Source organism: Rhizobium sp. 16-488-2b, from assembly GCF_017741815.1.
Lineage (GTDB): Bacteria > Pseudomonadota > Alphaproteobacteria > Rhizobiales > Rhizobiaceae > Rhizobium.
The window spans coordinates 466,156-487,804 of the sequence record NZ_JAGHMF010000003.1; the positions used below are offsets into that span (position 1 = coordinate 466,156).

General features: G+C 63.5%; 18 protein-coding genes. 6 read left to right on the top strand and 12 right to left on the bottom strand.

The genetic code is table 11. From position 1 onward, the window contains the following. The first annotated feature begins 6 nt into the window (after nt 1–6). Nucleotides 7–540, top strand: a complete 534-nt coding sequence (locus tag J5286_RS03895) for a gluconokinase (RefSeq protein WP_209189211.1) — start codon at nt 7–9, stop codon at nt 538–540. A gap of 9 nt (nt 541–549) precedes the next feature. Here J5286_RS03895 and J5286_RS03900 read toward each other — a convergent pair whose 3' ends face one another. The 3 genes from J5286_RS03900 to J5286_RS03910 form a co-directional block, all read right to left on the bottom strand. Then, entirely contained in the window at nt 550–1,797 is a 1,248-nt protein-coding gene (locus tag J5286_RS03900; RefSeq protein WP_209189212.1) for an NAD(P)/FAD-dependent oxidoreductase, read from the bottom strand. A 76-nt stretch (nt 1,798–1,873) separates the two neighbouring features. Continuing rightward, on the bottom strand, nt 1,874–2,374 hold the full coding sequence (locus tag J5286_RS03905; protein WP_209189213.1) for an isoprenylcysteine carboxyl methyltransferase family protein: 501 nt from the start codon (nt 2,372–2,374) through the stop codon (nt 1,874–1,876). Between the two features lie 2 nt (nt 2,375–2,376). Beyond that, on the bottom strand, nt 2,377–3,426 hold the full coding sequence (locus tag J5286_RS03910; protein WP_209215326.1) for a type III polyketide synthase: 1,050 nt from the start codon (nt 3,424–3,426) through the stop codon (nt 2,377–2,379). Between the two features lie 193 nt (nt 3,427–3,619). Between J5286_RS03910 and J5286_RS03915 the strand changes: the two genes are divergently transcribed. From J5286_RS03915 to J5286_RS03925, 3 genes are all read left to right on the top strand, one after another. After that, on the top strand, nt 3,620–4,165 hold the full coding sequence (locus J5286_RS03915; RefSeq protein WP_209189215.1) for a tetratricopeptide repeat protein: 546 nt from the start codon (nt 3,620–3,622) through the stop codon (nt 4,163–4,165). Nucleotides 4,166–4,308: 143 nt separating this feature from the next. Further along, nucleotides 4,309–4,914 carry an RNA polymerase sigma factor gene (locus tag J5286_RS03920; protein WP_018898510.1) on the top strand — a complete coding sequence of 202 codons (606 nt, stop codon included), beginning with the start codon at nt 4,309–4,311 and terminating at the stop codon, nt 4,912–4,914. Next, complete coding sequence (locus tag J5286_RS03925; RefSeq protein ID WP_209189216.1) at nt 4,911–5,699, top strand: anti-sigma factor family protein; 789 nt, start codon at nt 4,911–4,913, stop codon at nt 5,697–5,699. The genes J5286_RS03920 and J5286_RS03925 overlap by 4 nt, the downstream gene beginning before the upstream one ends. 259 nt (nt 5,700–5,958) lie before the next feature. Here the strand turns inward: J5286_RS03925 and J5286_RS03930 are convergent, their stop codons facing one another. Further along, nucleotides 5,959–8,028, bottom strand: a complete 2,070-nt coding sequence (locus J5286_RS03930; RefSeq protein WP_209189217.1) for an ATP-dependent helicase — start codon at nt 8,026–8,028, stop codon at nt 5,959–5,961. A 217-nt stretch (nt 8,029–8,245) separates the two neighbouring features. On the opposite strand from J5286_RS03930, the gene J5286_RS03935 reads away from it, so the two are divergent. Next, nucleotides 8,246–9,868, top strand: coding sequence for an ABC-F family ATP-binding cassette domain-containing protein (locus tag J5286_RS03935; protein ID WP_018898513.1), 1,623 nt, complete (start codon nt 8,246–8,248; stop codon nt 9,866–9,868). Nucleotides 9,869–9,928: 60 nt separating this feature from the next. Here J5286_RS03935 and pepT read toward each other — a convergent pair whose 3' ends face one another. The 8 genes from pepT to J5286_RS03975 form a co-directional block, all read right to left on the bottom strand. Further along, nucleotides 9,929–11,161 (bottom strand): peptidase T, encoded by a 1,233-nt coding sequence (pepT, locus tag J5286_RS03940; RefSeq protein ID WP_209189218.1) that lies wholly within the window; start codon nt 11,159–11,161, stop codon nt 9,929–9,931. Nucleotides 11,162–11,205: 44 nt separating this feature from the next. Next, a complete protein-coding gene (locus J5286_RS03945) occupies nt 11,206–11,934 on the bottom strand; it encodes a response regulator transcription factor (protein WP_209189219.1) in 729 nt (242 codons plus the stop codon). Beyond that, entirely contained in the window at nt 11,931–14,663 is a 2,733-nt protein-coding gene (locus J5286_RS03950) for a sensor histidine kinase (RefSeq protein ID WP_209189220.1), read from the bottom strand. The genes J5286_RS03945 and J5286_RS03950 overlap by 4 nt, the downstream gene beginning before the upstream one ends. A 200-nt stretch (nt 14,664–14,863) precedes the next feature. Next, nucleotides 14,864–15,433 (bottom strand): potassium-transporting ATPase subunit KdpC, encoded by a 570-nt coding sequence (kdpC, locus tag J5286_RS03955; RefSeq protein WP_209189221.1) that lies wholly within the window; start codon nt 15,431–15,433, stop codon nt 14,864–14,866. A 12-nt stretch (nt 15,434–15,445) separates the two neighbouring features. Beyond that, nucleotides 15,446–17,533, bottom strand: coding sequence for a potassium-transporting ATPase subunit KdpB (gene kdpB, locus J5286_RS03960; protein WP_209189222.1), 2,088 nt, complete (start codon nt 17,531–17,533; stop codon nt 15,446–15,448). Nucleotides 17,534–17,581: 48 nt separating this feature from the next. Beyond that, a complete protein-coding gene (locus J5286_RS03965) occupies nt 17,582–17,749 on the bottom strand; it encodes a hypothetical protein (protein ID WP_209189223.1) in 168 nt (55 codons plus the stop codon). A 10-nt stretch (nt 17,750–17,759) separates the two neighbouring features. Continuing rightward, on the bottom strand, nt 17,760–19,463 hold the full coding sequence (kdpA, locus tag J5286_RS03970; protein WP_209189224.1) for a potassium-transporting ATPase subunit KdpA: 1,704 nt from the start codon (nt 19,461–19,463) through the stop codon (nt 17,760–17,762). A 35-nt stretch (nt 19,464–19,498) separates the two neighbouring features. Beyond that, entirely contained in the window at nt 19,499–19,588 is a 90-nt protein-coding gene (locus tag J5286_RS03975; RefSeq protein ID WP_111561755.1) for a K(+)-transporting ATPase subunit F, read from the bottom strand. Between the two features lie 458 nt (nt 19,589–20,046). Here J5286_RS03975 and J5286_RS03980 point away from each other — a divergent pair, with 458 nt between their 5' ends. Beyond that, entirely contained in the window at nt 20,047–21,570 is a 1,524-nt protein-coding gene (locus tag J5286_RS03980; protein WP_209189225.1) for a CDP-glycerol glycerophosphotransferase family protein, read from the top strand. Nucleotides 21,571–21,649 lie beyond the last annotated feature (79 nt).

The window sequence follows — 21,649 nt, forward strand, 5'->3', positions numbered from 1 at the left end:
TCTGGAATGTCAGCACAAAACACGCGCCCCCATGCCGTCATCGTCATGGGGGTCAGCGGCTGCGGCAAGTCGTCCGTGGGCGAGGCCGTAGCGAAAGCCCTTGCCGTCGAATTCGCCGAAGGCGATGCGCTGCATCCGGCGTCCAACGTCGAGAAGATGTCGAAGGGCACCCCGCTCACCGACGAGGATCGCATGCCCTGGCTCGATATCATCGGCCGGACCATGAAGACAGCACTCGACCGTAACGAGGGCATCGTCGTTTCCTGCTCGGCGCTGAAGAAGAGCTACCGCGACCGCCTGCGCGCCGCCGTCGACGGCAACCTGTTCTTCGTCTACCTGCACGGCTCCAGGGAGCTTTTGACCGCACGCATGGGCGCCCGCAAGGGCCACTTCATGCCGCTCTCCCTGCTTGAAAACCAGCTCGCGACGCTGGAGGTCCCGACCGGCGAACCCGGCGTCGTCACCGTCGATATCGATGGGACGATAGAAGAGATCGCCAAGACGGCGCTCCGCGATCTCAAGGAATTGGGTGTTTACTAGCCGGATCGTTCAGGGATTAAACCGCTGCGGCGAATAGGCGGAGATGTCGACGAAGGGCTTTTCGCCCGTCATCTGCTCCGCCAGCGCCCTTCCGGTCACCGGCCCGAGCGTCAGCCCGTGATGCGCGTGGCCGAAGGCGAACCACAGGCCCTCGTGGCGCGGCGCCTTGCCGATGATGGGCATCATGTCGGGCGTGCAGGGTCGGGCGCCCATCCAGGGTTCGGGATCGAGCCTTTCGCCGAGCGGAAACACACCGCGCGCCACCGTTTCGGCGCGGTCGAGCTGCACCGGTGTCTTTGGTGCATCGATCGCCGCGAACTCCGCGCCCGTCGTCAGCCGAATGCCGTTTTCCATCGGCGCCATGAGGTATCCGAGCTCCGTGTCGGCCACGGTGTTGTTGAGCACCGCGTTGCCCTTCGCGGAATAATGCATGTGATAGCCGCGCTTGACCCCGAGCGGGAAAGCGTAGCCGAGCCGCTTCGTCGCGACCGCAGCCCACGGCCCGAGCGCCATCACCGCTTCATCGGCTTCGACGGGACCCTCATCGGTCGCGATCTTCCAGCCGGCGCCGAACTTGCCGAAGGAGTTCGCATCCCCTTTGATGAAGCGGCCGCCGATGCTTTCGAAGTAGCGCAGATAGCTTGCCGTCAGCGCCTGCGGATTGATGACCGACCACGGATCGCGCCACTTCAGGGCGCCGACGAAGCCGAGGTTGAGGTCCGGCTCCAGCCGCGCCAGATCGCCGGTATCCAGCTTGTCGAAGCCGACGCCGAATTCCCGCTGCAGCCGTTCGGCCTCGGCAAACTCAGCGTCGCGCTTCTCACCGGTGCGGAACACCTCGATCCAACCGTTCTTGCGGATCAGATGCTCGGCGCCTGCTGCTTCGATCAGGTCGTTGTGCTCGGAGATTGAATGCGCGATCAGCGGCGCATAGGCCTTCGAGATCATCTGGTGACGCTTGGTGTTCGAGTGCCACCAGTAGCGCGCCAGGAACGACAGCTGCTTCGGCAGCGCGTTCAGGTGATAATGCGCGTCGATACGGTTGTTGAAGGCGTAGCGGACGAGAAGGCCGAGCTGCTGCGGAAAACCGTAGGGCACCACGCCCTCGCGCTGGATCAATCCGGCGTTCCCGAAGGATGTGCCATTGCCCGGCGGCTTGCGATCGATCAATGTCACCTGGCGTCCGCGCCGCTGCAGATGAATGGCCGTCGATACGCCGACGATGCCGGCTCCAAGCACGATTACGTTCTTCGTCATTTTCCCACGAAACCCACGATAGTCTAGGCATGGAAAATGCCCCTCCGCCAAGCCGCGTGCAAATGAAAAATCGCATTCATTTCAAAAACATTGCCGCCTTCAGCGCACGGTTCTCCACCGAAATGCGAAGCCACAGCATCAGCCCGTTCAAGATGGAGAAAATGGCGGCGAATAGCGGCATGTTGAACGCCAGCGGCAGCACCGCGATCTCGCCGATCACGACCGCGTAATTCGGATGCGACAGCAGCCGGTACGGTCCCTCGCGCACCAGCGACGCCCCTGTCAGCACGATGATCCGCGTCGTCCACCGCCCCTTGAGCGTCGCAAGCACCCAGAGCCGACCAAGCTGCAGCACGACGAAGAGCACGAGCCATAGAGGCTGCACCGGATGGCCCGGCGCCATCAGCCAGAGCCCGGCAAGCCAGCTCGCATGCAGCGCCACCATGACAGGGTAGTGGTCGGCGCCGATCTCGCGGGCGCCGCGCGCCATCAACGCGCGCGTGTTGCGGCGGGCGATGACAAGCTCCGCCAGCCGTTGCAGCGTCACGAAACCGAGGATGATGATCGAGGGCCACATCGTCAGGCCCTCGTCAACGTCACGCAGCGGGCCGAAAAGCCCGGTCCCATCGCAATCATCGCCGCCCGCTTCGGCAATCCCTCACGCAGCACCCGCTCAAGCACGAACAGCACCGTCGGCGAAGACATGTTGCCGTATTCCTCAAGCACCGCCCGCTCATGCTCAAGCGCCGAGGACGGGATCGACAAGGCTGTCTCCAGCGCCGTCAGAACGCGTGCCCCGCCAGGATGGCAGATGAAGCGGTCGATATCATCCCGGCTCAGCCCGTTGCGGCCGAGAATGCCGTCGATCGCCGGTCCCAACTCCTTCTCCGCAAAGGGCGGCAAGGATTGCGCCAGCACGATCCCAAAGCCGGCATCGTCGATCTTCCAGCCCATGATCCCGAGCGTATCGGGAAACAGGTGCTCTCCGGTGGATTCGACCGCGGCAAGCCCCTCCGGCCCACCCCGCAAGATACAGGCCGCCGCACCGTCGCCGAACAGCGCGGTTGCTATGATATTCGCCCGCGTCAACTCGTCGAGCCGGAACGCCAGCGTGCAAAGCTCGATCGAGACGAAGAGCACGGTCGCGCCGGGCCGCGCCTTGGCGAGCCGCGCCGCGATCGCAAAGCCGGAAACGCCGGCCGCGCAGCCGAGGCCGAACACCGGCAGGCGCTCGACATCCGTCCGAAACCCGATCTCGGAGGCCAGCTGCGCATCGAGGCTCGGCGTCGCGATGCCGGTGGAGGAGACCGTGACGATGCAGTCGACATCGGCTCCCTTAAGGTCAGCCTGATCGAGCGCCGCCGTGACGGTCCGCCGAAACAGGCTTCGCGCCTCGTCCTGATAGGCCTGCATGCGGTCTTCCCAGCCATGCGGCTCGGTGAACCATGAGAGTGGCCGCGCGGCGTGTCGCGTGCGGATGCCGGCATTGGTGAAGACCGGCACAAGATGCGCGAAGTCCTTCAGCCGGCTGGAAAACAGCCGCGCCGACGTCTCCGCGGCCTCCTCCTGCGTGATGACATGCAGTGGCGCCGCGGTGGCGAGGCTGAGTAGTTTGACGGTCTCGTTCACGAAAATGCTCCTGTTCGTCCCCCCGGCGCACGCGGAGCAAACACGCCAGCTCGGGCTTTATTCGCCGCTGGCTCTCACGAAACGGTGATCGGAAAAATCGGGATGCCCGCCGAATAAACCCGCCGGCTGCGGTGTTCATTCGCCGCAACCCTGTCTTCCAGACCAACCCGTCTTGTCCCGAAGGAGATACATCATGACCTCAGCAACCTCCCGGATTGCATCCGTCCTCATCAGCGGCGCGATCGCCGCCTTCGCGTTCACCGCGCCTGCTTTCGCCGCCGGCGGCGACGATAGCGGCGGCGCCACCACGCCGACCTGCAAGAAGGGTGAGGTCTATGACAAGAAGACGCAGAAATGCGTCAAGCAGTCGGGCGCCAATATCACCGACGACAACCGCACCGAATACGCCTATTCGCTGGCCAAGGCAGGCCGTTACGACGAGGCGCTGGCCATGCTCGACACGCTGAAGGACCAGAACACCGCCGAGGCGCTGAACTATCGCGGCTACGCAACGCGTAAGCTCGGACGCACGGATGAAGGCATTTCCTACTATCTGAAGTCGGTCCAGCTCGATCCGCAATATGCCAAGGTCCGCGAATATCTCGGCGAAGCCTATGTCATCAAGGGCCGCATCGATCTCGCCAAGGAGCAGCTCGGCACCATCAAGATGCTGTGCGGCACGTCTTGCGAGGAATATCGCGATCTCAACGAAGCGATCACCGATCCGTCGAAGATCTAAAGCATGTCGCGCAAAAGTGTGCAGCGGTTTTGCGGCACCGACATGCGACAAAACAACGACTTAAAGCATGGCGAGCGAATCCGAAGGATCGCGACACGCTTTAACGCGCGGGAACGCCCGATAATGTGACGAGGAACATGCCGATGGTCGTCGCCTACACGACATTTCCTGCCTATAGTCACGCCAACAAGACCGCGCCGGTTCGTCCGGCGCGGTCTTCGGCAAACCCCGTGGCGGAGGCGGCCATCGCAAGCGAATCCGATATCAGGAGCGGTCTGACGGAAAATCTGTCGCGGCTCTGGCGCTATGGTCTCGTGCTCTCGCATCGCCGCGACGTGGCCGACGATCTGGTGCAGCAGACCTGCGTGCGCGCTCTGGAGCGCGCCACGCAGTTTCAGGTGGGCACCCGGCTCGACCGCTGGCTGTTTGCCATTCTTCATTCGATCTGGCTCAATGAAATCCGCTCGCGGCGGGTCCGCGAAGGGCAGGGCTTCGTCGATGCCGAGCAGGCGCTCGTCGTCGATGGCGCGCGCGAAACGGAGACGCATGTCATGGCCGCTCAGGTGCTTCGTCTTGTTGGCGCGCTGCCCGATGCGCAACGTGCCGCGGTCTTCTTGGCCTATGTCGAGGGCCTGTCCTACAAGGAGGTGGCCGCCGTGCTCGATATTCCGATCGGCACCGTCATGAGCCGGCTCGCCGCCGCCCGCGCGACCCTGGCCGGCAATCTGAAGGAGGAGGGTGGACGATGACCGACAAGACCACGATCCCCTCCGACGAGGAACTGACCGCCTATCTCGACGGCGAACTGCCACCCGCTGAAGCCGCGCGTCTCGAAGCACTCCTGGAAACGGACGCCGAGCTGGCCGCCCGCCTCGAGTTCCTGTCCCGCGCCAGCCTGCCCTTCGCACAAGCCTTCGATCCGCTTCTCGCTCAGGCGCCGAAAGCCGAGCTCGAAGCCATCCTTTCGCGCCTCTCCGCCGTACCGGCGGCAACGCCGACCCCCAGCCGCCGTCGCTTCCTCGGCGCACTCGCCGCCTGCTTGGTAGGCGGCGTCATCGCCGACCGCGCCTTCATTGGCTTGAGCCGACAGCTCGCCGCCACCGATGAAGACAGCGAATGGCGCGCCACGGTCGCCGATTACATCGCTCTTTACACGCCCGAAACGCTGGCCGGTCCGGTGCCCTCGCTTGCGTCGCAGGAAGGTCAGCTATCGGCCGTCGAAGCAAGGCTCGGCCTGCACCTCTCTCCGGAGGCGATCGCGCTTCAGGGCGTCGATTTCAAACGGGCGCTGCTCCTGCAATATGACGACCAGCCACTCGCCCAGCTCGCCTACCTCGACCCCGAGACGGGACCGCTAGCCCTCTGCATCGTCCGCTCCGGCGATGGTGTACGGGAGCCTGACGTCGAAAGCCGCAAGGGCATGAACGTCGTCTACTGGTCCGACAAGACCCACGCCTTCATGCTGATCGGCCATGCGTCGCTGGAGCGGATGAAGACGTTGGCGGGGGATGTGAGGATGCGGTTTGAGGTTTGAGGGGGACAGCGTTGGGCGTTGTGCCGCGTGGCACCCCCCTCTGTCCTGCCGGACATCTCCCCCACAAGGGGGGAGATCGACTCGCGATTAAGGTCTGCGCCAAGCAATGAGAGCGGAACGAGCGGGCACGCCCAGCCAATCTCCCCACCTGTGGGGGAGATGCCCGGCAGGGCAGAGGGGGGTATCCCACCCAAAAACGCTAAATCTGAATCTTAAGAAAAAGCTACCCGGCAAAACTCAGTGCCGTTGGTCCCACACCCTACCGCCACATCGTCCGCATCCGCGCCGCCACATCCACCCTTATCTGCTGCGTGCTCCGCTCCGAAGGCGTCGCGACCACAACCGGCCATGCCGCCGTCTCGAAATACTGCAGCAGCGTCACCGGAATGAACCGTGTGCGCGATGCATAGACATGTCGGTCGCCCTGGCCGTGCTGGCCGCTGGTGAAGAAGCGTTGTGGGGTGATCAGCGTCAGGCTGTCCTTGGCCCGCGTCATGCCGACATAGAGCAGACGGCGCTCCTCCTCGATCTCCTGCGTCGTGCCGACGGCGAGGTCGGAGGGGATGCAGCCGTCGACGACGTTGAGCATGAACACCGCCCGCCATTCCTGCCCCTTGGCCGAATGGATGGTGGAGAGGATGAGATAATCCTCGTCGAGCAGCGGCACGCCGGCCTGGTCGCTGGTGGCGTCGGGCGGGTCGAGCGTCAGTTCGGTGAGGAAGCGTTCGCGATTGGCATAGCCCGAGGCGATCTGCTCGAGCTGCAGGAGATCGGCCTTGCGGGTGTCTGCGTCCTCGTGGATGCGGTCGAGATGCGGTTCGTACCATTCGCGCGCCTGCGCGATCTCGGCGGGCCATGGCCCGTTCGCCTTGCGCAATCCTTCCAGCAGCTGCACCAGCGCCGGCCAGCTTTCGCCGGTCTTGGCCGGCGGCGGGATTTCGGCGAGCGCCATCAGCGGCTCGGGGTCGGCGGCGATCGTGTCGAGGATCTTGCCCGCCGTCTGCGGTCCGATCCCGGGCAGCATCTTCAACAGGCGGAAGCCGGAGACCCGGTCGCGCGGGTTCTGCGCGAAGCGCAGGATCGCCAGCATGTCCTTCACATGCGCCGAATCCAGGAATTTCAGCCCGCCGAACTTGACGAAGGGAATGTTGCGCCGCGTCAGCTCCACTTCGAGCGGGCCGCTGTGCGAGGAGGTGCGAAACAGCACGGCTTGCTGCTTCAGCGTCATCCCCACTTCGCGGTTGGCGAGTACCTGCTCGACGATGTAGTTCGCCTGGTCGTTTTCGTCCTTGACGGTGAGCAGCTTCGGCCGCTCTTCGGATTGCCGGTCGGTCCAGAGGTTCTTGGTAAAGCGCTCGCGCGCCAGTTCGATCACACCGTTGGCGGCGGCAAGGATCGTCGTCGTCGAACGATAGTTGCGGTCGAGCGTGATGATGTCGGCCGGTGGCTCGAAGGTTTTCGGGAAGTCGAGAATGTTGCGGATCGTCGCCGCCCGGAAGGAGTAGATGGACTGCGCGTCGTCGCCGACGACGGTCAGTCCCCGCCCGCCGGGCTTCAGCGCCATCAGCACGGAGGATTGCAGCCGGTTGGTATCCTGGTACTCGTCCACCATCACATGGTCGAAACGCCCGCCGATATCGGCTGCCAATTCCGGGTCGCTGACCATCTGCGCCCAGTAGAGCAAGAGGTCGTCGTAATCGAGCACGTTCTGCGCCTGCTTGGCCTCGACGTAACAGGCAAACAGCTCGCGCAGCTGCTCTTCCCAGGTTGCCACCCACGGATACCAGGTCTTCAACACCTCGGCGAGCGGCGTCTCCGAATTGACCGTGCGCGAATAGATCGCGAGACACGTTCCCTTGGTCGGAAACCGGCTTTCGGTCTTGGAGAAACCGAGCTCGTGCCGGATGAGGTTCATCAGGTCGGCGCTGTCTTCCCGGTCGTGAATGGTGAAATCGACATTGAGGCCGATCTGCTCGGCATAGATCCGGAGCAGCCGCGCGCCGATCCCGTGAAAGGTGCCGGCCCAGGTCAGCGCGTCGGTCATGACGGCGGAATTGGCACCCAGCACCTGCCGGCAGATGCGCTCGACGCGCCGCGCCATTTCGGACGCCGCCCTGCGCGAAAAAGTCATCAAGAGGATGCGGCGCGGATCGGCGCCGTTGACGATCAGATGCGCCACCCGGTGCGCCAGCGTGTTGGTCTTGCCCGATCCGGCGCCGGCGATGATCAGAAGTGGACCGCCCGTCGTATCCGGTCCCTGACCGACCCCATGCTCCACGGCAAGACGCTGCCGCTCGTTCAGTTTCTCGAGATAGGCCGCCGCCTGCATCTATTCTTCAGCCTCTAGCATACGCGTCGCGGCAAAAGCGCGACTCGGGAACAAATATGGAACGTATCAGTGCCGTCTGATGTTTGGAAGTCCCGCGCGGCTGTCACCACAGGGAAACGGTCGGACCTGAACATTTGGTGCACTGCGGAAAACGGGCGACATCTCAGGTGTTGCGTGGCATAAGGGCGCCGAAAACCTGTTTTGGACCACGCTTCCCATGATCCGCATCGAAAATATCAGCAAGCAGAACAGCCACCGCATCCTCTTCATCGAGGCCTCGGCGGCGCTCAACAAGGGCGAGAAGATCGGCCTCGTCGGCCCCAATGGCGCCGGCAAGACGACGCTCTTCCGCATGATCACCGGCGAGGAGCAGCCCGATGAGGGCAACGTCGCCGGTGAAAAGGGCGTCACGATTGGCTACTTCAACCAGGATGTCGGCGAAATGTCGGGCCGCAGCGCCGTGGCCGAGGTCATGGAAGGCGCCGGCCCCGTCAGCGTCGTTGCCGCCGAGCTGCGCGAACTCGAAGCCGAGATGGTCGATCCCGACAAGCTCGACGAGATGGACCGCATCATCGAGCGCTATGGCGAGGTGCAGGCGCGCTACGAGGAGCTGGATGGCTACGCGCTCGAGGGCCGCGCCCGCGAGGTGCTCGATGGCCTGAGCTTCACCCAGGAAATGATGGACGGCGACGTCGGCGGCCTCTCCGGCGGCTGGAAGATGCGCGTGGCGCTCGCCCGCATCCTCTTGATGCGCCCTGATGTCATGCTGCTCGACGAGCCGAGCAACCACTTGGATCTCGAAAGCCTGATCTGGCTGGAAGAGTTCCTGAAGAACTATGACGGCGCGCTTTTGATGACATCGCACGACCGCGAGTTCATGAACCGCATCGTCGGCAAGATCATCGAGATCGATGGCGGCCAGCTCACCTCCTATTCCGGCGACTATGCCTTCTACGAGCAGCAGCGCGCCCAGAACGAGAAGCAGCAGCAGGCGCAGTTCGAGCGCCAGCAGGCGATGCTTGCCAAGGAAATCAAGTTCATCGAACGCTTCAAGGCGCGCGCCTCACACGCTTCGCAGGTGCAGAGCCGCGTCAAGAAGCTGGAAAAGATCGACCGCGTCGAGCCGCCCAAGCGCCGCCAGTCGGTCGCCTTCGAATTCCTTCCCGCGCCGCGCTCCGGCGAAGACGTGATCAACCTGAAAAACGTCCACAAGAAGTACGGCAGCCGCACGATTTATGAGGGTCTCGACTTCATGGTTCGCCGCAAGGAGCGCTGGTGCATCATGGGCATCAACGGCGCCGGCAAGTCGACGCTGCTGAAGCTGGTCACGGGCTCGACCGAGCCGGACCAGGGCACGGTTGCGCTCGGCGCCAGCGTCAAGCTCGGCTATTTCGCCCAGCACGCCATGGACCTGCTCGATGGTGAACGCACGGTTCTAGAATGGCTGGAAGATAGTTTCCCGCTGGCCGGTCAGGCCCCGCTTCGCGCGCTTGCCGGCTGCTTCGGTTTTTCCGGCGACGACGTCGAAAAGAAGTGCCGGGTTCTCTCGGGTGGCGAAAAGGCACGTCTGGTCATGGCCAAGATGCTGTTCGACCCGCCCAACCTGCTCGTCCTCGACGAGCCGACCAACCACCTGGATCTCGACACCAAGGAAATGCTGATCAAGGCGCTGTCTCAATACGAGGGCACCATGCTTTTCGTCAGCCACGACCGCCACTTCCTGGCGGCGCTGTCCAACCGCGTGCTGGAACTGACGCCCGACGGCATCCACCAGTACGGCGGCGGCTATACCGAATATGTCGAACGCACCGGCCAGGAAGCGCCGGGTCTGCGGGGATAATAAAATGCCGGGCGGTGACGTCCGGCATTTTTTATTGCGGTGAGATTGGTGTGCGGGCGCTTACGCCCGCTCCTCCCAAACCCTGGCAATCTCCACGATCGTCTTGGCCGCCCGCTCCATATCTTGACGGCTTACCCATTCGAGCGGCGAATGAAACGCATGGCCGCCTGCGAAGATGTTGGGGCAGGGCAGGCCCATGAAGGAGAGGCGCGAGCCATCCGTGCCGCCGCGAATGCTGCCGCGTTTCGGCTCCATCCCGGCGCGGCGAATGCCCTCGATGGCATTCTCGACGATATCCGGGTACCGATCGACCACTTCCTTCATGTTGCGATACTGCTGCTTGACCTCGAACGTGTAGGTCGAGCCCGGATAGCCCGACATCACGTCCTTTACGATCGCTTCCAGCATCTCTTCCTTGGTCGTCAGTCCCGCATTGTCGAAATCGCGGATGATCAGCCCGATCTCGGCCTTTTCCATCGAGCCGGTCACGCCGGTCGGATGGATGAAGCCCTGCCGGCCCGATGTCGTCTCGGGGCCGATATCCCTCGGCAGCCGGTCGATGATCGCGCCGGCTATCTTTATGGCATTTTCCATCTTCCCCTTGGCGAAACCGGGATGGATCGCAACGCCCTGGATGGTGATCTCGACGCCGTCCGCCGAAAACGTCTCGTCCTCGATATGCCCCGCCGTCGAACCATCCATCGTGTAGGCGAAATCGGCGCCGAGCTTCTTCAGGTCCACCTTGTCGACGCCGCGGCCGATCTCCTCGTCCGGCGTGAACAGGATCTTGATCGTGCCATGCTTGATATCGGGATTGGCGACGAGGAACTGCGCCGCCGTCATGATCTCGGCGATCCCCGCCTTGTCGTCGGCGCCAAGCAGCGTCGTTCCGTCGGTGGTGATGATGTCGTTGCCGATCTGGTTCTTCAGCTCCGGATGCTCGCTCACCCGGATCACCTGCTGTTGATCGCCGGTCAGGCGGATATCGCCGCCCTCATAATTGCGCAGGATCTGCGGCTTGACGTTGGTGCCGCTGAAATCGGGCGCCGTGTCCATATGCGAGCAGAAGCAGATGACGGGCACCTGCTTATCGGTATTGGCGGGAATAGTCGCGTAGATATAGCCGTGCTCGTCCAGATGCGCGTCCGAAAGGCCGATCGCCAGCAATTCCTCGACCAGCACGCGCCCGAGGTTCTTCTGCTTCTCGGTGGAGGGCTGGCTTGGCGATTGCGGGTCGGATTGCGTGTCGATGACGACATAGCGCAGGAAGCGGTCGGTAACGGTATCGGTCATGATGCGGTCCATTCTTCTATATCAACCGATCACTGCTCTATCCCTCATCGGCCCTCCGGTGAAGCACTTTCGGTTGCAGGCAGGTCCGCCTCGCGCAGCCGGTAGCCGACGCCGGTTTCGGTAGTGATGTATTGCGGCTGGTCGGGCGTGGCCTCGATCTTCTGCCTGAGCTGGCGCACATAGACGCGCAGATACTGCACATCCGCTGCCGGTCCCCAGATCTGCTTCAGCATGAACTGATGTGTCAGCACCTTGCCGGAATATTGCGCCAGCACACGCAGGATATCGTATTCCTTCGGCGACAGCTTGATCTCGCGCTCGTCCACCTTGACGATCCGCTTGACGAGGTCGATCGACAGTCCGCCGGTGCGAAACACCGCCTTTTCGCCCTGCTGCTGCAGCCGGTGGCGCAGCGCCACGCGGATGCGGGCGCCGAGCTCGTTCATGCCGAACGGCTTGGTCACATAATCGTCCGCGCCCGTCTCCAGCGCCTTGACGATCCCGCCCTCATCGGTGCGGCTGGAGAGGATGACGACCGGGGTGGCCAGCCCCTGTTCGCGCCATTCGCCGAGCAGCGCGTGGCCCGGCGTGTCGGGAAGGCCGAGGTCGAGCACAATGAGATCGGGACTGACCTCGCCTGCAAGCGCGCGCGCGGTCGCCGCATCCGGCGCCTCATGCACCTCATAACCTTGCGCCGTCAGCCCGACGCGCAGCAGCTTGCGGATGGGGGGCTCGTCGTCGATGACGAGGATCTTCACGGGCGAACCGGTCATTTCATATCTTCCAGCTTCGTGATGTCATTCGTGATCTCTTGCGGGCGAGGCAGCCTGATGGTGAAGACGGCACCCGATCGGTCGGGCCGGTTGGCGGCAGTGATGGTGCCGCCCATCGCCTCGACGAAGCCGCGGCAGATGGAGAGGCCAAGCCCGGTGCCGGCCCGCACCTGGTCGCCCTTGCGCACCCGGTAGAAGGTGTCGAACACGCGGTCGAGATCGTCATCGGGAATGCCCGGCCCACTGTCGGCGACCTGCACCATCACGTCGCCGGTCACGATGCCATTGTTGGCCCATCCCTTGATCTCGACGGTCGAGCCCTCTGGCGCGTATTTCGCGGCGTTGTCGATGAGATTGAACAGCACCTGCTCGAAGAGAACGGGATCGACCCGCACAGTCGGCAGGTCCGCCGGAATGGTCACATGCACGCCGTGATGCGACAGGATCTTGGCCGCACGGCGCAATGCGCTGCCGACGATATCGCCGACATCGTGCAGCGCCGAATTCGGCTCCATCGCCCCGGATTCGATCCGGGTCATGTCGAGCAGGTTGGCGATGAAGCGGTTCAGTCGCTCGGATTCGTCCACCACGGTCGACAGCAGATCCTTGCGGTCCTCCTCGCTCATCGAGGCGAAATAGTCGCGCAGCGTGGTGGAGGCGCCGAGCACGGCGGCAAGCGGCGTCTTCAGGTCGTGCGAGATCGAGGTCAGCAGCGCCGAGCGCAGTCGGTCTGCCTCGGCCGCCAGCTTCGCCTGGTCGACGTCGGCGACCAGCTGAATACGCTCGATCGCAAGGGCGGCCTGATCCGCCAGCGCGTCGAGCAATCTCTGCTGCTCCGGCGTCAGAAGCGGCCCGTCGCGGCGGTCGCTGTCGAGCCCGATCACGCCGACGGCGGCGCGTCCGGTGCGCAGCGGCACATAGAGCCGCTTGGCGCCCGGCAGCGTATCGGCGCCGCGCCCGGCGGCATGGTTGTGCTCCCAGGCCCAGCGCGCGGCCGCGATATCGGCGTCATCGAGCGTATCATCAGGCGGATAACCGGCTCTCACCGCAATGGTCCCGTTCTCGGGCAAGAGCAGCACGACCCGCACCCGGAGCATCGAGGCCAGCTGGAAGGCCGTCGCCCAGAGCACGTCGTCAAGCGTGCCGGTGCCGGCCAGTTTCTTCGAGAACAGATAGAGATCCTCGGTGGTGCGCGCCCGCTGCCGCGCCGCGGATGCCTGCCGCTGCACCGTCGCCGTCAGGTTGCTGGCGACGATCGCCACGCCTAAGAAGAAGAACAGCGCCAGCACGCTCTCCGGATCGCTGATCGTCAGCGTGTAGCGCGGCGGCAGGAAGAAGAAGTTGAAGGCAAACGCGCCGAGCAGGCAGGAAAACAGCGCCGGCCGCAGCCCGTGCAGCACCGCCGAGGTCAGCACCGCCATCAGGAACACCAAGGCCAGATTGCGCACGTCGAGCACCTGGTCGAGCACGATGCCGGCCACGAGCGCGATCGCCACATAGACGATTGCCAGCAGATAGGCTCTGAGATCGAAGGTTGGACGCGCCGCCGCCGCCTTGACGCCGCGTTGCGCGCCAGCCTTCGGCTCGTCGCCTGAAATGACGTGAACGCTGATGTCGCCCGCCTTGCGGATCAGAAGATCGGCGGTGGAGGGAGAGAACCACTCGCGCCAAGTCGGCTGCTTCGGCGCGCCGATCACGATGTGGGTGACGTTGTTGGAAGCGGCGTAGCGGATCAGCTCTTCCGAGGTCTCGCGCCCCGGAACGGTGATCGCCTCGCCGCCCAGCTGTTCGGCCAGCCTGAGATTGGCGGCCAGCGTGTCGCGTTCGGCCTCGCTGAGGTTGATCGAGCGGTTGGTTTCGACATAGACGGCGGCCCAGGGCGCCCTCAGCCGCGAGGCCATGCGCGCGGCATAGCGCACCAGCGACGCCGAGGCCGGATGGTGATCGACGGATACCAGCACGCGCTCGCTCGCGGCCCACGGGCCTGATATCGCATGCGCCTGCATGTGGTTCAAAAGCTGGTCGTCCACCCGCTGCGCCGTGCGCCGAAGTGCCAGCTCGCGCAGCGCCGTCAGGTTGCCCGGCGTGAAGTAATTGGTCAGCGCCCGCTCGGCGGTATTGGCCATGTAGACCTTGCCGTCGTGGAGGCGCTTGATTAGGTCGTCAGGCGTGAGATCGATGATCTCGACGTCGTCGGCCATGTCGATCACCTTGTCCGGCACCGTCTCGCGCACCCGGATGCGGGTGATCTGCGAGACCACGTCGTTCAGGCTCTCGACATGCTGGATATTAAGCGTCGAATAGACGTCGATGCCGCGGTCCAGCAGTTCCTTCACGTCGAGATAGCGCTTCGGATGCCGGCTGCCCTCGGCGTTGGAGTGGGCGAGTTCGTCGACCAGCACGAGGTCGGGCTTACGGGCGATGATGGCATCGATATCCATCTCCTCCAGCCGCCGGCCCCGGTAGTCGACCGCCACGCGCGGCACGATCTCGAAGCCCGCGAGCATCGCCTGCGTCTCCTTGCGACCATGCGTCTCGACGACACCGACAACCACATCGACGCCATCGGCGATCTTCGCGCGCCCGGAGGCCAGCATCTCATAGGTCTTGCCGACGCCGGGCGCTGCCCCCAGAAAGATCTTCAACCGCCCACGCGTCTCCGCCCGCGCTTTTTCAAGAAGCGCCTCGGGCGAGGGCCGTCCGGCCTGTTCGCGGTTGTCGTCTGGCATGCGGTGTTGTTCTTTCTTGGCGGTCGGCGCAAGCGGCCCCCTCATCCCAGGTGCAACAAGTTGCACCTGGCCTCCGCTACGCTCGGCCACCCTCTCCCCAAGGGGAGAGGCGGAGCAGCGACGTTGCGGCTCGTTCCCTTCTCCCCCACGGGGAGAAGGTGGCCCGAAGGGTCGGATGAGGGGGCCACTCCCGAGACGTTTCACTCACTCATAGAAGCATCAAGCCTCTGGTTCAACTTGAGAACATTGACCACAGGCTCCCCGAGAAAGCCAAGCTCCCGGCCCTCCACGGCGCCGTCCACCAGCGCCTTCACCTTGGCCTCGTCCAAACCGCGGGCCTTGGCCACACGCGGCACCTGGAAGTAGGCGGCATCTGGCGAGATGTGCGGGTCGAGACCGCTGCCCGACGCGGTGACGAGGTCTGCCGGCACCGGCGCGTTCGGATTGGTGGCCTTGGCGGCCTCGTAGTCGGCCTTCACCCGGTCGATCAGCTTTTGGCTGGTGGGGCCGAGGTTGGAGCCGCTGGAGCTTGCCGCGTTGTAGCCGTCGCCGGCGGCCGACGGGCGACCGTGGAAATACTGCTCGCCGGTAAAGGCCTGGCCGATCAGCGACGAGCCGATGATCTTGCCGTCCTTCTCGATCAGGCTGCCGTTCGCCTGGGCGGGAAACAGCGCCTGCGCGGCGCCCGTCATGGCGAGCGGATAGACGAGGCCGGTGATGGCGGTGGTGGCGACGATCATCACGATCGCGGGACGAAGTTGCTTGAGCATGGGCATAACTCCTTAGACGAGGCCGATGGCGGTGATCGCCATGTCGATAGCCTTGATGGCGACGAACGGAACAACGATGCCGCCCAGGCCGTAGATCAACAGGTTGCGGGAAAGCAGCGCGCCGGCGCCGATCGGCCGGTAGCGCACGCCGCGCAGCGACAGCGGGATCAGCGCGATGATGATCAACGCGTTGAAGATGATCGCCGAGAGAATGGCGCTCTGCGGCGTCGATAGGCCCATGACGTTGAGCGCCGTCAGCTGCGGATAGAAGGTCAGGAACATCGCCGGGATGATCGCGAAATACTTGGCCACGTCGTTGGCAATCGAGAAAGTGGTCAACGCGCCGCGTGTCATCAGGAGCTGCTTGCCGATCTCGACGATCTCGATGAGCTTCGTCGGGTCGCTATCGAGATCGACCATGTTGCCGGCCTCGCGGGCGGCCACCGTGCCGGTGTTCATGGCAACGCCGACGTCCGATTGCGCCAGCGCCGGCGCGTCGTTGGTGCCGTCGCCGCACATTGCGACCAGCTTGCCCTTGGCCTGCTCCTCGCGGATCAGCGCCAGCTTGTTCTCGGGCGTCGCCTGCGCCAGGAAATCGTCGACGCCGGCTTCCGCGGCAATTGCCGCCGCCGTCATCGGGTTGTCGCCGGTCACCATCACGGTGCGAATGCCCATGCGGCGCAGTTCCGCGAAACGCTCGCGGATGCCGCCCTTGACGATATCCTTCAGCTGGATGACGCCGAGCAGGCGACCATCACGGGCAACGGCAAGCGGCGTGCCGCCCGCCTTGGCGATCTCGTCGGCAATCGCCTGCAACTCGCGCACCGTGTCGGAGTTCGAGCGCAGCGCAATCGCCGTATTGCCCGAGGCGATGGCGGAACCGCCGTCGACGTAAGAGAGCACCGCATCGACGGCACCCTTACGGATCGAAGACCCCTCTACATCGACGCCGCTCATGCGGGTCTGCGCGGTGAAGGGCACGAAGGTCGCCTTCAGGCTCGTCATGTCGCGGCCGCGGATCGCGTATTTCTCCTTGGCGAGCACCACGATCGAGCGTCCCTCGGGTGTCTCGTCGGCAAGCGAGGCGAGCTGTGCCGCATCGGCCAGTTCCTGCTCGCTGATCCCGCGCACGGGGCGGAAGGCGGTCGCCTGGCGATTGCCGAGCGTGATCGTGCCGGTCTTGTCCAGCAGCAGAATGTCGACGTCGCCGGCAGCCTCCACCGCGCGGCCCGACATCGCAAGCACGTTGAAGCGCACGAGGCGGTCCATGCCGGCAATGCCGATTGCCGAGAGAAGCGCGCCGATCGTCGTCGGGATAAGCGTCACGAACAGCGCGACGAGCACGATGATCGGGATCGAGCCGCCGGCATAGGTGGCAAAGCTCGGGATCGTCGCGGTGGCGAGCACGAAGATCAGCGTCATGCCGGCAAGCAGGATGTTGAGCGCGATCTCGTTCGGTGTCTTCTGCCGCTCGGCACCTTCAACGAGCGCGATCATCCGGTCGATGAAGGTGGAGCCGGCAGCCGCCGTGATGCGCACGCGGATCCAGTCGGACAACACCTGCGTGCCGCCAGTCACAGCCGAACGGTCGCCGCCCGATTCGCGGATGACGGGCGCGGACTCACCGGTGATCGCCGCCTCGTTGACCGAGGCCACGCCTTCGATCACTTCGCCGTCGGAGGGGATGATGTCTCCAGCCTCGACCAGCACGAGATCGCCCACCTTCAGGCTGGTGCCCGGCACCATGCGGTAGCCGCTGCCATTGTTGGCGGTCAGCAACTTGGCCTGCGTTTCGGTGCGCGCCTTGCGCAGGGAATCGGCCTGTGCCTTGCCGCGGCCTTCCGCGACCGCTTCGGCGAAATTGGCAAACAACACCGTGAACCAGAGCCACAGGTTGATCTGGAACGAGAAGCCGAGATTGCTGCCGCCGGTCACGAGATCGCGGATGAAGAGGACGGTGGTCAGAACAGAAACCGTGGCGACGACGAACATCACGGGGTTCTTGGCAAGCGCCTTCGGGTTCAGCTTCTTGAAAGCCGCGCCGAAGGCCGGAATGAGAATGCGGGCATCGAGGATGCTCACGGATTTTGCCTGGCTCATAAGAGAACTCCAGCGTTTGAGACGGGGATGGGGCGACCGGTTGGCCGGTCAGCCGAAAATCAGTTTGTAGAGGGCGGCCGCCACGAGCAGCGCCGCCAGCATGATCAGGATGGCGTCCGATGCCTTGAGCGACCGGCCTGGCGTCGGCCCCGCCGCCCGCCCCGGAAGACCGGAACGGGCAGGGAGCTTGTGGCGCCTGAAGTGGCGGATCAGCATGGTCATGTCCTCAGAACGTCTGGCCCGAGATCATCATCAGGTGCTCGATGACGGGACCGAGCGCCAGCGCCGGGAAGAAGGTCAGGCCGCCGACGATGACGATGGTGCCCGTCAGAAGTCCGACGAACAGCGGGCCATCTGTGGGGAAGGTGCCGTTGGAGGCCGGAACCGTCTTCTTGGCCGCCAGCGAGCCGGCGATAGCAAGAGCCGGAATGATGACCAGGAAACGGCCGGCCAGCATCGCGATCCCGAGCGTCACGTTGTACCAGGGCGTATTCCCCGTCAGCCCGCCGAAGGCCGAGCCGTTGTTGGCGGCGGCGGACGAATAGGCGTAGAGGATTTCCGAGAAACCGTGCGCTCCAGCCGTGCCAACCGAGGCGACGGCCGAAGGCAGCACGCTTGCGATCGCGGTGAAGACTAGCATCGTCAGCGGCAGGCAGAGGATGGCAAGCACGGCCATCTTCATCTCCTTCGCCTCGATCTTCTTGCCGAGATATTCAGGCGTGCGCCCGACCATCAGCCCGGCCACGAAGATGGCGATAATGACGAAGAGCAGGATGCCGTAGAAGCCCGCGCCGACACCGCCGACGATCACTTCTCCGAGCTGCATGTTGATGAGCGGGATCAGGCCGCCGAGCGCCGTGAACGAGCCATGCATGGCATTGACCGCGCCGCACGACGCCGCCGTGGTGATGACAGCGAAGAGCGAGGAGAGCGTGATGCCGAAGCGTACTTCCTTGCCTTCCATATTGCCGCCTTCAAGGCCGAAGGCATGCATCAGCGGATTGCCGGCCGCTTCAGCCCAATAGGTGACGCCGACGCCTATCAGGAAGAGCACGAACATGCTGGCGAGGATCGCCCAACCCTGCTTCTGGTTGCCGACCATGCGACCGAAAACGTTGGTCATCGCGGCACCGATCGCGAAGATCGCCACCATCTGGATCAGGTTGGAAATCGCGTCGGGATTTTCGAACGGGTGCGCGGAATTGGCGTTGAAGAAGCCGCCGCCGTTGGTGCCGAGCATCTTGATTGCCAGCTGCGAGGCCACGGGCCCGACCGCGATCGTCTGCTTGGCGCCTTCGAGCGTGGTCGCCTCGACATAGGCGCCGAGCGTCTGCGGCACGCCGAGTGCGACGAAGACAAGCGTCATGACGATTGAGAGCGGCAGGAGGATGTAGAAGGTCGCTCTCACCATATCGACCCAGAAATTGCCGACTGCCTTGCCGGATGCGCGCGAAAACGCCCGGATGAAGGCAAGCGCGATGGCAATGCCCGTCGCTGCCGAGACGAAGTTCTGCACCGTCAGCCCGGCCATCTGCGTCAGATAGGACATCGTGCTTTCGCCGCCGTAGTTCTGCCAGTTGGTGTTACTGACGAAGCTGACGGCGGTGTTGAAGGAGAGCTCGGGCCCGACCGCGGCCATGCCGGCCGGGTTGTAAGGCAGCACCGCCTGCAGGCGCAGCAGGGCGTAGAGCACCAGCGCCCCCAGAAGGTTGAAGGCGAGCATCGAGACCGCATAGGTCGTCCAGTGCTGCTCTTCGCGCTCGCTGGTGCCCGACAATGCGTAAAGTCCCCGTTCGATCGGAACGAGGACGGGTGAGAGAAGCGTGCGCTCGCCCGAAAAGACACGCGTCATGTAGCCGCCGAGCGGTTTGACGAGCGCGAGAACGATCCCGCAGTAAAGCAGGATCTGAAGCCATCCGTTGAGGGTCATCTTGATTAACTTTCAATACCCGGCGCTATGAGAGATCAGAATCGCTCAGGGCGGATGAGGGCATAGGTGAGGTAGACGGTGAGGAACACGGTCACGGCACCGCTGAGGACATAATCGAATATCACTGTGTTTCTCCCGCTAGAGGCTGTCGCAAACTTTGGTGTAGGCGAGGCACAGCACGAAGAATAAGATCGTGATGCCGAGCAGAACGATGTCGATCATCGACCATCACTCCTTGAATTGTTTTCGAAATGGAGACGCGGCGCCGGCCGGTTGGTCCGCGCACTTGTCCCTGGTGTCTCGGGCAAGATCTTGCGATCGCCCGGCCATCAATATGCGGCCGAAGCGCATTAAGGTTCGAGACGCGGAAAAAGCCGCCAATATAAAAATCTTATAAATGCGCCGATGCGGTCGCTCGCCCGTGGGCCGCGTCGACGAAGGACCGCGGAACCTGTGTGCCATAGTTTGTCGCCCTTCTGGCCAGTCTGGCGAAAGCTTCCAGCCGTAGGTTGTGGCATGTAAATAACCCACCTGCCTCGGCTGTTCGCCCGAATGTCCGTTGCGATACGTGAAGGCGAATGGCATGCCACAGACTGAAACGACCACCACGTCCACCGAAACGTTGGCCGAGCTCACAGCGCTGAAAGCGCAGGTGGAACAGCTTGGTGAACGCATCGAAGTGCAGGGCGCCGTCCAGTTCGAGATCGCCAAGCTGCTGCAGACGTTCCATGGTCAGCTACAGGACCTGCCCAATCAGGTAGCCGACATCGTCAAGAAGGCGATTGAAGAGAGCGCGCAGAACAAGGTTCCGCTGACGAGAGAAGTCCTAACCCGTCTCGACCTCCGACTGAACCAGCTGGCCATCAGCGCGCATACCGTCAAGCAGGTCAGCAATATGACGCTTCGCAGACTTGGACCTTCCACCGAGAAAATCCGCTGCGTCTTCATCGTTCAGTCGATCCCGATGTGGGATTCGTTTGCCGAAATCTATCAGGCGATGGTCGAGGACGAGCGGTTCTATCCAATCGTGGTTTCCATCGATAAGAGCGAGCTCGGCAGGGCCGAATTTGCCGGTGAAGACGATGTCCATCTTGGACTGACGGCGCTCAAGATTCCGCATCTTCGTCTGAATGTGGACGCCTATGATGCGCTCGACATTTTCAGGAATCTCATGCCCGATGTGGTGTTCCGCCAGCAGCAATGGGAAACTCCCGTGCCGCCCGGCCTACGCACGCTGGAAATCTCCTTCGCGCGCATCTGCGTCGTGCCCTATGGCGTTGGAACGCTGGCCAATCCTGACATGACGGACGAGTCCGACGAGGCCTACGACAACAATTACGATCAGCAATACCACCGTTTTGCCTGGAAGGTGTTCTGCGAAACCGAACTGACGATATCCTATTACGGTTCCTTCGCTCACTCCGATCCGGAAAAATTCGTGTTGAGCGGCTACCCCAAGCTCGACAAGCTGCTGTCGGCCAGAGGTCATGGCGTGTGGCCGATCCCGGAACCCAAAGGGCGCACCTTCCGCGTCATCTGGGCCCCGCATTACCTGCTCGCCGCCAACGGCAATTCGGGTTTCGGAGTCTTCCATCGCATTTACAAGGAAATGCTGGAGTGGGCGCGCTCCAGCACCGATATCCAGTTCGTGTTCAAGCCGCACCCGTCGCTCAAGTTCAGCCTGTCGGAAGGTAGCCCCTTGGCCAATGGCGGTTATCAGCAGTATGTCGACACCTGGTCGGCGCTTTCCAACTGCGCGGTTAGCGAGGGAACCTACGGCGAGCTTTTCGAAGCGTCCGATCTGATGCTGACGGACGGCGTCTCGTTCCTTAGCGAATACCAACTGTTCGAAAAGCCGCTGATCTATTTCGATTCCGGAAATCATCCGCCTTTCAATTCCCTGGGTCGCATGGCCGAACGCGCCTCGCACAAGGTCGAGACCTTCAACGAGATGCGCAAAGCCGCCCTTGAATACAAGGCGGGCCGGGCTTGGGCGCTCGAGGCCGAGCGGCAGGCGTTCCTGAAGGTGCTTTTGCCCTGCGAGCAACCCGCCGCGCGCATCATCCTCGATTCCATCGCCGCAGACATTCACGCCCCGAAAGCTTAGCTCTTAAAGCGAATCAGAACTGCGACAGCGCCGAGACATTGCGGCGCTGTTTTGCGTTTGGATGCCGGTAGGGTCGCTC

Excerpts from the sequence above, each read along its gene's own strand:
- J5286_RS03925 (WP_209189216.1), top strand. The coding sequence starts at position 4,911 with ATGACCGACAAGACCACGATCCCCTCCGACGAGGAACTGACCGCCTAT.
- J5286_RS03895 (WP_209189211.1), top strand. The coding sequence starts at position 7 with ATGTCAGCACAAAACACGCGCCCCCATGCCGTCATCGTCATGGGGGTC.
- kdpA (WP_209189224.1), bottom strand. The coding sequence starts at position 19,463 with ATGACCCTCAACGGATGGCTTCAGATCCTGCTTTACTGCGGGATCGTT.
- J5286_RS03900 (WP_209189212.1), bottom strand. The coding sequence starts at position 1,797 with ATGACGAAGAACGTAATCGTGCTTGGAGCCGGCATCGTCGGCGTATCG.
- J5286_RS03935 (WP_018898513.1), top strand. The coding sequence starts at position 8,246 with ATGATCCGCATCGAAAATATCAGCAAGCAGAACAGCCACCGCATCCTC.
- pepT (WP_209189218.1), bottom strand. The coding sequence starts at position 11,161 with ATGACCGATACCGTTACCGACCGCTTCCTGCGCTATGTCGTCATCGAC.
- J5286_RS03920 (WP_018898510.1), top strand. The coding sequence starts at position 4,309 with ATGGTCGTCGCCTACACGACATTTCCTGCCTATAGTCACGCCAACAAG.
- J5286_RS03915 (WP_209189215.1), top strand. The coding sequence starts at position 3,620 with ATGACCTCAGCAACCTCCCGGATTGCATCCGTCCTCATCAGCGGCGCG.
- kdpB (WP_209189222.1), bottom strand. The coding sequence starts at position 17,533 with ATGAGCCAGGCAAAATCCGTGAGCATCCTCGATGCCCGCATTCTCATT.
- J5286_RS03965 (WP_209189223.1), bottom strand. The coding sequence starts at position 17,749 with ATGCTGATCCGCCACTTCAGGCGCCACAAGCTCCCTGCCCGTTCCGGT.
- J5286_RS03950 (WP_209189220.1), bottom strand. The coding sequence starts at position 14,663 with ATGCCAGACGACAACCGCGAACAGGCCGGACGGCCCTCGCCCGAGGCG.
- kdpC (WP_209189221.1), bottom strand. The coding sequence starts at position 15,433 with ATGCTCAAGCAACTTCGTCCCGCGATCGTGATGATCGTCGCCACCACC.
- J5286_RS03930 (WP_209189217.1), bottom strand. The coding sequence starts at position 8,028 with ATGCAGGCGGCGGCCTATCTCGAGAAACTGAACGAGCGGCAGCGTCTT.
- J5286_RS03980 (WP_209189225.1), top strand. The coding sequence starts at position 20,047 with ATGCCACAGACTGAAACGACCACCACGTCCACCGAAACGTTGGCCGAG.
- J5286_RS03945 (WP_209189219.1), bottom strand. The coding sequence starts at position 11,934 with ATGACCGGTTCGCCCGTGAAGATCCTCGTCATCGACGACGAGCCCCCC.
- J5286_RS03905 (WP_209189213.1), bottom strand. The coding sequence starts at position 2,374 with ATGTGGCCCTCGATCATCATCCTCGGTTTCGTGACGCTGCAACGGCTG.